The sequence below is a fragment of the Chryseobacterium defluvii genome (assembly GCF_014204415.1).
In the GTDB taxonomy this organism is placed as follows: domain Bacteria; phylum Bacteroidota; class Bacteroidia; order Flavobacteriales; family Weeksellaceae; genus Chryseobacterium; species Chryseobacterium defluvii_A.
Genome location: NZ_JACHLE010000005.1, coordinates 182,934 through 196,709, shown reverse-complemented (window position 1 = coordinate 196,709; position 13,776 = coordinate 182,934). Strand labels below are relative to the sequence as shown.

The window sequence follows — 13,776 nt, the reverse complement described above, 5'->3', positions numbered from 1 at the left end:
TCCTCAGGAAGCCTTTGATTTTTTATTTACCCGGAATTTAATCCAGATGCATATTGTCGATTAATCTTACACCATCCACCATTACTACTATGAAGGCTCTATAGGTCTTGCCTGTATAAAAGAAATCTGTTTCCTTTAAAGTATCTTCGTCGGCAATCAGGAAATATTCTAATTTCATACCCTTCTGATGGTCAAAAATATCCGTAACCCGGTCTTTGATCTCAGGAATGGTGATGACCCTGAACCAGTCATTCACTTTTTTTAAAGTCTCATAAATAATCTTTGAAGCTTCTCTTCTGTCCTCATGCAGCCTTTGGTTTCTTGAACTTAATGCCAGTCCGTTCTCTGCCCTGTATATCGGGACACCTGCTATTTTTACCGGAAGTTTTGTTTTTTCAACCAGTTTTTTGATGATAGCGAGCTGTTGGAAGTCTTTTTCCCCGAAATAAGCACTATCCGGCTTTACCTGTCTGAAAAGCTCTTCTACTACTGTTCCCACACCGTCAAAATGCCCCGGTCTGGATTTTCCTTCCATTTCGTTTTCCAGGCCATCGAAATCATAATGCCTGCTTTCTGTTTTCTCGGGATAAATATCGGTGACCTCGGGAATATAAACAGCATCTACCAATCCGGAGTTTTTCAGGATCAGAATGTCACGGTCTACATCACGGGGATACTTTTCCAGGTCTTCAGCATTGTTAAACTGGGTAGGATTTACAAAAATGGAAGAAATGACAAGATCGTTTTCCTTTCTGGCCATTTCGTAAAGAGACAGGTGTCCTTTGTGTAATGCACCCATAGTAGGGGCAAAACCTATTTTTTTTCCCATTTCCTTCTGTCTTTCAACAAAGTCTTGGAGCGTTTTTTTATTTTTTAGAACTTCCATAGTTTATTTTAATAGCAATTCAAAAATACTAAAAATATCATATAATACGGTGTGCATTTGATAATTTGGGCATGGGAATTATCGTAAAAAAATGTTAATTAAAATAATGTTGGATGTTTTTTTGTAATTTTGCACATTAAAGCATTTTTACAAAAATTAGATAGAAGTTTATGCCGAATCAAAAAATACTGTACATTACTACAGAGATGTATCCCTATCAGGAAGATACCAATATGGCTGCAGTGGTAAACAAAATGGCGCTTAAGATGCACAATGAAGGCAATGATGTAAGAGTTTTTATGCCAAGATTTGGACAAATAAGCGAGCGAAAATTCCAGCTTCATGAGGTGATCCGCCTTTCCGGGATGAATATTATTATTAATGACCTGGATCAGCCTCTGATCATCAAAGTAGCCTCTCTTCCGGGAGAAAGACTTCAGGTTTACTTTATAGATAACGAAGAATATTTTAAAAGAAAACAATACTATTTTGATGATGAAGGCAAGCCTTTCGACGATAATGACGAAAGAGCGATTTTCTTTGCCAGAGGAGTCATTGAAACCATCAAGAAACTTAACTGGGTTCCGGATGTGATCCACCTGAACGGATGGATGTCTTCATTTGTTCCTATTTACCTTAAAACATATTACGAATCCGATACCTATTTCAAGGATGCCAAAATAGTGCTTTCCCTGTATAATGAGAAAGATGTTGCCCTTGATAAAAACATAAGTGATAAATTACAGTTTGATAATATTTCTGGATTAAAAGCGTTAGATAATCCGAGTATTCAGAACTTTGTAATTGAAAGCATGAACTATGTGGATACTGTAGTAAAAGGAGATGAATTCCTGAACGGAGATCTGGACAAAGCGTTCAATGAGATCACCACTCCGAAATCGGAATATCTTGATGTAGATTCTATAAACCAACTTTATTAAAAAACACTTTAATGACTTATACTATTAAAAGAACTTTCGCCATCCTTTTCCTGGCGATTTTTGGAAGTGTACTGCTTTATAATTGCGAACCGGACCCGGATTCTTTGGGAGAACAGTTGTTTTTGGATGGGGCTGCGCAAGGTAATGAAACTTCTTATGATGTAATAGCTTATAATATTTATAACAAGGACAGCATCAGAAGTGATGCTTCCAAATTAGGAGGAGGTGTTCTGGGAGCTTTCAATGAAGGGCAGTTCGGAATGCAAAAAGCTTCCTATTTCACTCAGTTAAGATTGTCTACCTATGATCCTGATTTTGGAACCAATGCAGAAGTAGATTCTGTAGTGCTGGCGATAAAACCTACTGCTTTTCAGTATGCTCAGGATACTGTAACCACAACTACGGACGAAAACTATATTTTTCCTGATGGTAATGTAGCTGCTAAAAAAGTAGTGAACTCTTACCCGATCAAAAAATATGGAAAGGCAAAAATAGGAGGTACCGTACCTCAGTTTACCATTAAGGTGCATGAAGTTACAGAGTTCCTGAACGGATCAAGTGATGTTGCTTATTCAAATACAGCTTATACCATTGGGCAGGAATTAGGCTCAAAAGTATTTAACGGGAATGTTACGGCAGTAACGATCACTAAGGATTCGGATAACAGCTCTCTGTTCTCATCTGCTGCAGGGATCAGAATTCCCCTTTCTTCCAGCTTTTTTAAGTCTAAGATCATCAATATGAAAGGGAAACCGGAACTTAAGGATGTATCCAATTTCATCAGATATTTCAGAGGTCTGAAGATCTCGGTTGTGGAAAATGACGGATATCTATTCCAGTTTTCTCCTAATGATCTGGAGCTGACGATGTATTATAGATATGACAAAACAGAAAACGGGGTTACTACAAGACCTCAGGTAAAATATACATTCCCTTTGGGATCAGGAAATGCACATATTGGGCATTACGAGTATGACAGAACAGGGGCCCAATTCCTGAATTATGTTTCAGGAAATACCGATACAGGAGACCAGAAATTATATGCACAGGGTATGGGGGGGCCTTCTATTGGGATTAAGTATAAGAAAGAAGAAATCGATAAACTTAGACAATTATATCAGACTGAAAAAGTAGCTATTATCAGTGCCAAAATCAGAATTTATACCGACTTGGATAACTGGAAGAATAAGTATACGAAGCCAGTCGATTTTACTTTTGTACAAAAAGATAAGGACAGCAACGGTAAAGAAACAACTAATTTTACAACAGACCTGCTCAATTTATCAGGCTCAATAAATTTTGCAATGTATAAATTATATAATTTGGACAAAGATCAGGCTTCATATGAGTTTACAGTTACAAAATCAGTTAAAGATATTGTAGAAGGAGGTGAAAATTATGCCAACAAATATTTTAAAATTGATTTGGGTAGCTTCTTGACGACGACGACAGGTGCTTTGGTAGGATATCAGTATACATCAAGGAATTTTGCAAGAGACAGAGCTGTTTTTGTAGGCTCTGATCCTAATAATGTGAAAAAGATACAACTAATAGTTACTTACGGTAAAAAATAAAATTAAAACACAGATAATAATATATGTGCGGAATAGTAGGATATACAGGATTTCAAGACGCTTACGATATTGTAATTAATGGTCTTAGAAGATTAGAATATAGAGGATATGACAGTGCCGGAATTGTTCTGGAAAGTACTAACAATAAATTTGAGGTTGAAAAAACCAAAGGTAAAGTAGATGATCTTGTCAATATCTCCGAACAGCTTAAAGGGACTGCCAAGATAGGAATGGGACATACAAGATGGGCTACTCACGGAGTCCCAAGCGACAGAAATTCCCATCCTCATGTATCCAATAATGGTAAAATAGCGATTGTTCACAACGGGATCATCGAAAATTATGACACCATCAAAACAATGCTTACGGAGAAGGGCTATACTTTCAAGTCCGAAACAGATACGGAAGTATTGGTTAACCTTATCCAGTATTTTACGGATATAAACACTGAAACCGATTTCCCTACAGCAGTAAGATACGCCCTTAATGAAGTGTATGGCGCTTATGCCATTACAGTGATGCACGAAGATTATCCGGGAGTACTGGTAGTAGGAAGATTGGGTTCTCCTTTAGCAATAGGAATTGGAGATAAAGAATATTTTATAGCATCTGATGCGTCTCCGTTCGTAGAATTCACAAAAGAGGCTATTTATCTGGAGGAGGGCCATATGGCTACTATTTCACTGGAAAAAGGAGTAGATATAAGAACCATTAATGATAACTCTAAGATAGAGGCAGAAATTCAGGAACTGAAATTAAGCCTTGAGCAAATAGAAAAAGGAGGGTATGAGCATTTCATGCTGAAGGAAATCTTTGAACAGCCAAAATCTATTCATGATACCATGAGAGGAAGGCTTCTGGTGGACGAAGGAGTCATTAAAATGGCCGGGATCTGGGATCATGTAGAACGGTTTAAAAATGCAAACAGGATCATCATTATTGCCTGCGGAACCTCATGGCATGCAGGTCTTATCGGGGAATATCTTATCGAAGAATATGCAAGGATTCCTGTAGAAGTAGAGTATGCTTCAGAATTCAGATACAGAAACCCGATTATTACGGATAAAGATGTTGTTATTGCTATTTCTCAGTCAGGAGAGACTGCGGATACCATGGCAGCCCTGAAATTAGCTAAAGAAAAAGGAGCATTCATATACGGGATATGCAATGTGGTAGATTCTTCTATTGCAAGGATCACAGACGCAGGTTCATACACCCATGCCGGTCCTGAAATAGGGGTTGCTTCCACAAAAGCATTTACGGCTCAGCTGACCATTCTTACCCTGATCGCATTTAAATTAGGGAAACATAACGGAACATTGGGGAATGCAGAATTTATGAGCCTTATTGCAGAGCTTGATGCTATTCCTAAAAGAGTAGAGGAAGTTTTAGGAACCACCCATGAGCTGGTTCAGAATATTGCAAAAGATTTCGTGAATGCGACCAATTTCCTTTATTTAGGCCGTGGATATAATTATCCTGCCGCATTGGAAGGAGCCTTAAAACTGAAAGAAATTTCCTATATCCATGCAGAAGGATATCCGGCTGCAGAAATGAAGCATGGCCCTATTGCCCTGATTGATGAAAATATGCCTATTGTGATTATCGCACCTAAAAAAGGGCATTATGATAAAATTGTAAGCAATGTTCAGGAGATCAAAGCCAGAAAAGGAAAAGTGATTGCCGTGGTAAACAAAGGAGATCAGCAGGTAAGCTCAATGGCAGATTACGTTATTGAAATTCCTGAGACCTCAGAATGCTTCTCTCCTATTGTTGCATCCGTACCTTTACAGCTGTTGGCTTACTACATTGCTGTGTATAGAGGAGCCAACGTAGATCAGCCGAGAAACTTGGCAAAATCTGTAACCGTGGAATAAAAAAAAACTTGTTAATAAAATAAATTTAGATTTATTTCGTTATTTCAAAAAAAATCTTAAAAGTTTCTTAAAAAAATTATATATTTACGGCTTAATTATAAAAATTAACATGAAAAGGATATTTCTTTTATTATTGTCTGCGTCGGTAGCATCGGTATCTTGTTCAGGTGGTGGTAACTCTTCTGTAGGGAAGCCAGGAACAAAAGGAGAATTGATACCAAGAGAAAAAACAAAATCATTTGTTGCGGAAAGGCCATATGGTATGATTAGCATTCCTGGAGGTTCATTCATTGCAGGTTTGGCAGATCAGGATCTTACCAACAGTCCTGAGAAAACATCACTGAAAACTGTGACTGTTTCTTCCTTCTTTATGGATGAAGCGGAAACTACTAATGCGGAATACAAGGTATTTATCAATTACGTAAGAGATTCCATTGCGAGAACTTTACTTGCCGAAGCAGCCGGAGAAGGCGGAGAAGGTGGAGGTAGGGGCACAGGCATAGGAGATTATGCATACCTTGCTAAAAAAGAAGAAAATTTAACACCTTATCAGGAATATTTAGAAGGTCAGGGTGGCCGTGAAGAAGGTGGCTATGATCCAAATAAGAAACTGGACTGGAAAATCCCTTTACACTGGAATACTTCCAAGTATCCGGATGTGGAATATGCAGAAGTTTTGGAATCCATGTACTTACCTGCATCTTCCAGAGTGGGAAGCGAAAGGATTTTAGATGTAAGTAAATTGAAATACACTTACCAGTGGGGAGATATGGAGACGGCACTTGCTGAAAACGAAAGAGGGGTAAACTATCTTAAGAGTGAAAGCATTGCGATCTATCCTGATACAACAGTGTGGGTAAAAGATTTCCATTTTGCTTATAATGAACCTTTGTTCGAACAATATTTCTGGCATAAAGCTTATAAAGATTATCCTGTTGTTGGGGTAACCTGGGATCAGGCAAGAGCTTATTGTAACTTCAGATCAAAACTTAAGAGTGATTATAACGAAAGCTTAAGAAAGAAAAAACAAAGACCAATGCAATTCCGTCTTCCTACAGAAATGGAATGGGAGTATGCAGCAAGAGGAGGTATGCAGAATGCTACTTATCCTTGGGGAGGTCCTTACCTGATGGATGACAGAGGATGTTACCTGGCAAACTTCAAGCCTAAGAGAGGTAATTATATGGAAGACGATAAAAAGGGCACTTATACATATACAGCTCCAGTAAAGAAATTTAAGAAAAACGGATTTGGATTATTTGATATGGCAGGAAACGTTTCTGAATGGACAGAATCTGCTTATAACAATTCTTCATATGGATTCTCTTCTACATTAAATCCGTCTACTAAGGACAAAACAGATACTAAAAAGTCTGTAAGGGGTGGTTCTTGGAAAGATATAGGCTATATGCTTATGACAGGAGCAAGAGACTGGGAAAGAAAAGATTCTGCAAGAAGCTATATCGGATTTAGAACGGTACAGGATATCCCTGAAGCGGCTGTTAAACCAAAAAGAGTTAACAGATAATCAGATCAGACCATTTATTTTCAATAACAATTTTATTTAACATTAAAAAAAACTAAATATATGTTTAAGACTAAAGATGCTTGGATGAATTTCTTTTATTCGTTCGGTGCTGCAATTGTAATTCTTGGAGCTTGGCTTAAAATTACTCACATTAACCTGGGACCTATTACAGGTAACGTTGCTCTTACTGTGGGACTTATTACTGAAGCTATTATCTTTATCATTTTTGCTTTTGACCCTCCGAAATCAGAGGAATCTTATGCATGGGAAAATGTTTATCCTGAACTATTAGATAAGCATGCAAACCCAAACCCATTACATTCTAATGTCTCTTCTAAAAATAATATTGATCATTTTGCTGAATTGGAAAATTCATTGGCAGGAAAATTAGATAAAATGCTTGCAGATGCAAAGTTGGATGTTCAGTTGTTTGAAAGACTAAGAACAGGTATCGATAAGTTTTCAAGCTCTGTTGACCAGATTAATCAGACTGTTGATGTTTCAGCATCTACCCATAAATATAACGATCAATTGAATAAAGCAGCTCAGCACATGGAAAGCATGAATGCTTTATATACAATGCAGATAGAAAACGGTAAAAAACAGACTGAATTTGCTAATAAATATGTAGCAGATATGCAGAAGTCTGTTGAACAATCTGAAAAATTCAATCAGGAGTTGCTAGGTTTAACATCTAATTTGAACAACTTAAACAGAGTTTATGGCGGTATGTTAACTGCAATGAAGTCTTAATTCCCAACCATTTCTAAAAATTTAACTACTTAATCAAAAACAAAAGAAAAGAGAATGGCACAAGGAAAACAGACTCCACGTCAGAAGATGATCAACCTCATGTATTTGGTGTTCATCGCTATGATGGCCCTAAATATTGATGCGGAAATCATCAGATCATATTATGACTCTACGGTATCATTAAGAGAAACCCGTTTGTTAACAGAAAAGAAGAATGAGGATATTTTTGAGAAAACCTTAGAGGCTAAGGCTCAACAGGTACCGGATACCTATGCTCAGCCTTGGGAACAGTATAAAATATTGAAGCAGAAGATCAATGATTTAGTTTCTCATGCAGAACAGATCAAAGATAAACTGAAAAAAGAATCTGAGTTTATAGAAAAAGATCCGGCGACCGGAAAACCTATAGATGTTAGTGAGAACTTCTCAGCACTTAACAATAATGAAGGTGCAACAGAATATTTCTTCAAAGAAGGAGACGAAAATTCACCTTCAAAAGGAGCAAATGATCTGAAAGCTAAGATTGATGCTGTAAGAGATTATATTAATACTACCTTTGGAAAAAATCCTCAATTACAGGATTTGGTGAACAGAGCCAACAAATCTCTGATCGCTGAATATCCTAAAGGTAAATCACCTAATGAAAAAACCTGGTTTCAGAATAAATTCTATCATCAGCCTTTGATTGGGGCTATCTCTAACTTGGAGATCATCCAAAATGATGCCAGAAATGTACAGTCTGATGCCTTAGCAATGTTATTGCAGGAAAAAGTGGATGCCAGCATCAAATTCAGCAGCTATGAACCGATTGTTTCAGGACCTGTGGATATTCAGGCAGGACAGCAGGCTGAAGTTAAAGTAATGCTAGGGACTTATTCCAATAGTAATAAAATTAATATTACCGGCGTTAGCAAAGTAGAAAACGGAAAAGGTATTATCCCGATTTCCGGAACCGGTGAAGGAAAGCGTACCTTAAGTGGTAATATTACCTTAACTGATGCTTCAGGAAAACCTCAGACATTCCCTTGGACGCATACTTATAATGTAATTGCAGGTCCGCAGTTAGTGAAACTTCAGCAAGGATTAATATTATCTGCAGATAAGATGAATGTAATGTACAGAGGACTTGAAAACCCTGTTACAGGATCAATCTTAGGTGCTGATAATTCTAAGCTGTCATTATCCGCTCCGGGAGCATCTGTAAGAAGTACAGGGCCAGGAAAATGGATTGTTACTCCTACTACAGGGACTACAGTTAAGTTAACATTATCAGGAACAGATCCTAAAGGTAAAACAATTTCTCAGGTATTTGAATATAGAATTAAAGGAGTACCTGCACCACAAGGACAGATGAGAGGACAGAATGTATTGGGAATGCCGGCAACATCAATACCTAACCAAACGGTACAAGCGGCGATCCCGGATTTCGATTTCCCTGTATCATTTACAGTTAACCAGTTCATGGTTAAGGTTCCTGGAAGGGCAGCATTGCTGATCAAAGGGAATACCTTAAGTGAAGCAGGCGGATTAATGAGAAACTTAAGATCAGGTGATGTAGTATATGTATTTGATATCAAAGCTACAGCTACAGGTTTAGGTAACCAGCAAATTAAGAATATAACTCCTGTTGTTATTAATGTTCAATAAGGTTTAATAAGTTAAAATAACATTATGAAAAAATATATAAGCAGTCTTTTAGTATTAGTTTCGGGATTCATGTTTTCCCAGACCATCCTGAATGCTTCATCCCCTGAAGAATTCAGAAGGATGAGAGATGAGAAAAAACAGAAGGTTGGAGATACTATTATAGATAATACGGTTAAACCTTTGGAGTATGGGTTTGTTGAAGAGAAAGACGTTCTGAAGAGTATGTTTGTGTGGGAGATCATTGACATGAATGATAAAATCAACCAGCCTTTCTACTATGATAATCCGGATGGTTTACTTTCTACACCTACAAGATCGTTATATCAGTTATTACTGGATGCAGCCGTTACAGGTAAGATTCAGGAAGTATACGATGATGAGAATTTTGTAACGAAACTTACACCTGATGGTATCCAAAAAAGATTAGAAAGTGTAAGAGTTTCTGATGCAGCAATAGATATCCTTAACTCCGGAAGACAATTAACAGAGCAGGAGAAAAAAGAATATACAGATATTTATCAGACGACTACAGATAAAGTTAAAGTTCTTAAAATAATGGGTATGTGGTTTGTGGATAAAAGAGATGGTCAGATGAAGTACAGACCGCTTGGTATTGCTGCAATGGGACCGGATCCAGCTGTTCAGGGAAGAACGGGACCAGATGGTCAGCCTTTAGCAGGTGCAGATGAGCTTATTGATCTTTTCTGGATTTATTATCCTACAGCAAGAGATATCTTGGCCAATAACTATGTATTCAATAAAAAGAATTCATCTGCAGACCTTTCATTTGATGATTTAATCAATGCAAGAAGATTTTCTTCCATTATTTATAAGTCAACAACCGGTTTAGGAGATGGGACTATCAGAGATTATATTCCAAGAAATGCTGAAGAGCAGCTAGAAGAAAGCGATAGAATTAAAGAGCAGATTCTTCAAATGGAAAATGATATGTGGAATTACTAAATTTCACTTGATATTTATACAAAACCTGAGTATTTTTACTCAGGTTTTTTTATTATGGAAAATGTAGATTATATAATAGTAGGGGATGGCTATGCCGCACTTTTCTTTGCCCATCAGCTAATAAAGAATGAAAAATCCTTTGTTATTTTTTCAGAAGGAAGAAAAAGTGCTTCACAGGTATCTGCGGGGATTATCAATCCTGTAGTGTTGAAGAAATTTACAACATTCTGGAAAGCTCAGGAGCAGATAGATCATCTTAAAACAACGCTTGATGAAATAGAAGTTTATACAGGAAAAAACTATTTGATTGATGCCCCCATCCACAGGATATTTCATGATGAGAACGAACAGCATCTATGGCTGAAAAAATCTGAAAATGAAGATTTGAAAGAATTTTTGAGCAAAGAATTCAGGAAGTTGGATATCATTAAAAATGACTTTGGTTCCGGAAAAGTAGATCAGTCTGCCAGGTTGGATGTAGCAGGTTTTTTTAATGATCTGTTCAGACATTTTGAAGACCATTCAAAATGGGTCAGAGAAAAATTCAATTATGCCCTCTTAAATGTTTCCGGATCGTCTTACAAGAATTTTACATTTAAAAATATTATTTTTTGTGAAGGAATGGGAGTAAAAGAGAATCCGTTTTTTTCAGATATCCAGGTTAACCCGAATAAAGGTCATCATATAAAGCTAAGGCTTTCAAAAGCAATTCCTGATGATATTACCATTAAAAAGAAACACTTTTTATTTCCTGTTAATAATGATCTTCATTTTTATGGAGGTACCTATGACAGGGAGCAGCTGCATCATCACATTGATGATTCGGCGGTTGAGCAATTGGTAAATGGGCTATCAGGATTCTATCCATATGATTTTGAAATAGGTGAAGTTAATTTTGGCTTCCGGCCTACAGTTAAAGATAGAAGGCCTATCATAGGAAAGCATCCCGATTACTCATGTTTACACGTGTTCAATGGTTTAGGAGCCAGAGGAATTTTGAATGGGTGTTATTTCTCTAAAAGTCTATATGATTGCATTGAAAATAATATTCCGTTACCGGAAGAGGTCTCTTTGACCAGATTTAAATGATAAGACTATGAATGAAAATATTTTGGGGATTATTGCGGGAACACTTACTTCCATATCCATGGTGCCACAGCTTGTAAAAGTGCTCAAAGAAAAGAACGTTGAAGACCTTTCATGGGTGATGCTGCTCGTTCTTATTATCGGGGTTTCTTTATGGGTATGGTACGGTATTATTAAAGGCGAATGGCCCATTATCATATCCAATACCTTTTCAGTTCTCTTAAACATTACTTTATTGATCTGCTATATGATTTATAGAAAAAAATAAGCCTCTACAAATTTGTAAAAGCTTCTTTTATTAAAGTTTATGACTTATTTATTCTTGCAGTACAAACTTTGCCAAAGGAGCCATTCTGGCCTTGTTAAGGAACAAAGTATTTCCGTTAAGAGTATAATTGTCAGCAGCAAGCAGGGCTTTAGTGAATAGTTGTTCGGTTTCCAGATCATCGCAGGCCATCATAGTGGACATTCCCTGGTTGAATTTTATACGCATCATTTCAGGCTTTATTTCAAATGTTCCGCTCACACCATTGCAGCCTCCGTGACCCGAATACCGCATTTCAGCTTTATCCAAAGAGAAATAAGGATTATTCTTACTATTTTTAAGCTGTAAAGGCTGTCCGTTAATTTCCATAAGTTTCCAGGTTTTACTCGTAATATCATTAGAGTTTTGGGCAGATGGTGTTTTACTTTTACACGAAATGATGAGAAGGGCTAAAAATAAGAAAGCCAGGTAGAAGTATATCTTTTTCATAGTTATTTATTTTAAGAATACTGAAAAGAATGGTTAGTAAGATGCCATCTTGGCGGCAGCTTTCTCTTTTCCGTTACTTTTGGAGTGAAATAGAACCATATCGACATTTTTTTTCAAAAAAGTGATATTTCCTCTGATATCAGAATACTGATATTCAGGACTGGAAGCTGTATATTCCGGCAGGTCTTCATTCTTTTTCAATTCATAGGATTTACCGTTCAGGCGTATGGCTACCGTATTCCGGGTTTCATTAACGGTAACTTCCATTTGGTCCCCAAAATTGTCGGTGTAGACCTTTTTGACTATTTTATTCGCAGATATGGCAGGAGGGCTTTCTGAGATAGCTTCTGATTCCTTTACAGAGTGTTTACACGCTGCTACAGAAAGTACAGCCAGGCTGATCATCATTGTTTGTAATAATTTTTTCATGGTAATAAGTGATTAGGTGTGTCATGAATGGTGTTAATATTTTATAAAATTACAAATATTTTTGAGTTTTATCTGTTAATTTTACATAAATTAATTTAAAATATAAATATTTTCCGGGTGTGTTGCTACGAAAAAAGGGAGTCAAAAAACTCCCTTTATTGGTTTTGTATCATCTTCAGTCAGTATTAGGGTGCGGTAATCTGATCTATCGTGAAGAATGCTTTTGTTGTACCACATGTTCCTGCAGGGCAATTGGTGGCGTTTCCTACATCGGTGGGCGTTGAAGATCCCATCATGAAGTACATTTTGTAAAACACCTTATCACTTCCGCTGTTGGTGGTCCATGCATAAATTCTTTGTTCCGGCATTCCTCCGGCATACACTCCCGGATCTGCCCAATAAGGATTGGTTGAAGCGGTTTGTATCCTGGCACCTGTTGTTGCATCTACCAGCCCGGAGCTGGAAGTCGCATTATCCCCGGCCCATGCGCTTACGGGTAACCTCAGCTGATTTTGCATATATCCGCCGGCACCACTCCAAAGATAATGGCCGTTAGAAATTATCTCTACGATAGAGGCGCTGTTGTTTCTGATCTGGAGGTTTACATCTGCAAATGCAGTACCGCTAGGAATAAAGCATCGCACCGAAAATTTGCCGTCAGGAGTAGTGATTGCGATGGCGTATCCAGCTCTTCCATTATCGGATGTAGACGTTAGAGGCCCCATTACGGCAATGCTTTCAATACTTGCAATCGGGCCATTGCTTCCGCCGCCGCCGGAAGAAGCTGTATTAAATACTCTCCATTCGGTACCATTCCAGAAATAATATCCCGCAGGCAGTGCCGGGCCCGTGTTATAGATGAGCAGTCCGGTGGCATTGGGATTTGAGCTTAATAGCATGGTGGCAGAAGTTAAAGCGATTCTTGGGCCCAATATTCCTTTGTCGGTAGCATTTACATCCAGTATGGCGGAAGCATTGGGGATGGTTGTGCCTATACCTGTACTTCCGTTGGAAGTCACAATGAAATCGTTAGCCTGCTGTACTGTAGAAGGAGCCCCTGCTGTAGCATTGTCTTTTGCACCGTCTATATGGAAGGTGTTTTGAGGATTAACGGTATTAATGCCTACTTGGCCATATGAGAGCATAGAAATAATAAGGGAACCTGTCAAAAATAGTCTGTTTTTCATGATTAAGATATTTCATAGTTGTTTTGGTTGTGATCAAAATAAAACCCGTGATTTTAAAGATTTATATTCTGATAGTATTTTATATCTACGTTTGATATCTGAATTTAATTCAGAAATAGTTTGCAAACAAAAGGTTAATTGATAAATATTG

At 37.5% G+C, this 13,776-nt stretch carries 13 protein-coding genes; 9 read left to right on the top strand and 4 right to left on the bottom strand.

What is annotated here, in order from left to right; all coding sequences use genetic code 11:
* Positions 1–37: 37 nt before the first annotated feature.
* Positions 38–886 carry a pantoate--beta-alanine ligase gene (gene panC, locus HNP38_RS15435; protein WP_184191143.1) on the bottom strand — a complete coding sequence of 283 codons (849 nt, stop codon included), beginning with the start codon at positions 884–886 and terminating at the stop codon, positions 38–40.
* Between the two features lie 170 nt (positions 887–1,056).
* Here panC and HNP38_RS15430 point away from each other — a divergent pair, with 170 nt between their 5' ends.
* The 9 genes from HNP38_RS15430 (at position 1,057) to HNP38_RS15390 (ending at position 11,523) form a co-directional block, all read left to right on the top strand.
* Positions 1,057–1,827, top strand: coding sequence for a glycogen/starch synthase (locus tag HNP38_RS15430; RefSeq protein WP_184191141.1), 771 nt, complete (start codon positions 1,057–1,059; stop codon positions 1,825–1,827).
* 11 nt (positions 1,828–1,838) lie between these two features.
* Complete coding sequence (locus HNP38_RS15425; protein WP_184191139.1) at positions 1,839–3,401, top strand: DUF4270 family protein; 1,563 nt, start codon at positions 1,839–1,841, stop codon at positions 3,399–3,401.
* Positions 3,402–3,424: 23 nt separating this feature from the next.
* A complete protein-coding gene (gene glmS / locus HNP38_RS15420) occupies positions 3,425–5,278 on the top strand; it encodes a glutamine--fructose-6-phosphate transaminase (isomerizing) (protein ID WP_184191137.1) in 1,854 nt (617 codons plus the stop codon).
* Positions 5,279–5,387: 109 nt separating this feature from the next.
* Positions 5,388–6,806, top strand: coding sequence for a gliding motility lipoprotein GldK (gene gldK, locus HNP38_RS15415; protein WP_184191135.1), 1,419 nt, complete (start codon positions 5,388–5,390; stop codon positions 6,804–6,806).
* Between the two features lie 60 nt (positions 6,807–6,866).
* Positions 6,867–7,559, top strand: a complete 693-nt coding sequence (gene gldL / locus HNP38_RS15410) for a gliding motility protein GldL (RefSeq protein WP_184191133.1) — start codon at positions 6,867–6,869, stop codon at positions 7,557–7,559.
* Between the two features lie 54 nt (positions 7,560–7,613).
* Positions 7,614–9,206: a GldM family protein gene (locus HNP38_RS15405; RefSeq protein ID WP_184191131.1), complete on the top strand. Its 1,593-nt coding sequence runs from the start codon at positions 7,614–7,616 to the stop codon at positions 9,204–9,206.
* Between the two features lie 24 nt (positions 9,207–9,230).
* Positions 9,231–10,169: a gliding motility protein GldN gene (gene gldN, locus HNP38_RS15400; protein WP_184191129.1), complete on the top strand. Its 939-nt coding sequence runs from the start codon at positions 9,231–9,233 to the stop codon at positions 10,167–10,169.
* Between the two features lie 54 nt (positions 10,170–10,223).
* Positions 10,224–11,258, top strand: a complete 1,035-nt coding sequence (locus tag HNP38_RS15395) for an NAD(P)/FAD-dependent oxidoreductase (protein ID WP_184191127.1) — start codon at positions 10,224–10,226, stop codon at positions 11,256–11,258.
* Positions 11,259–11,265: 7 nt separating this feature from the next.
* On the top strand, positions 11,266–11,523 hold the full coding sequence (locus HNP38_RS15390) for a SemiSWEET transporter (RefSeq protein ID WP_184191125.1): 258 nt from the start codon (positions 11,266–11,268) through the stop codon (positions 11,521–11,523).
* Positions 11,524–11,571: 48 nt separating this feature from the next.
* Here HNP38_RS15390 and HNP38_RS15385 read toward each other — a convergent pair whose 3' ends face one another.
* From HNP38_RS15385 to HNP38_RS15375, 3 genes are all read right to left on the bottom strand, one after another.
* Complete coding sequence (locus HNP38_RS15385; protein ID WP_184191123.1) at positions 11,572–12,009, bottom strand: META domain-containing protein; 438 nt, start codon at positions 12,007–12,009, stop codon at positions 11,572–11,574.
* Positions 12,010–12,042: 33 nt separating this feature from the next.
* Positions 12,043–12,438, bottom strand: coding sequence for a hypothetical protein (locus HNP38_RS15380; RefSeq protein WP_184191121.1), 396 nt, complete (start codon positions 12,436–12,438; stop codon positions 12,043–12,045).
* A gap of 185 nt (positions 12,439–12,623) precedes the next feature.
* Complete coding sequence (locus tag HNP38_RS15375; protein WP_184191119.1) at positions 12,624–13,625, bottom strand: hypothetical protein; 1,002 nt, start codon at positions 13,623–13,625, stop codon at positions 12,624–12,626.
* Positions 13,626–13,776: the final 151 nt, after the last annotated feature.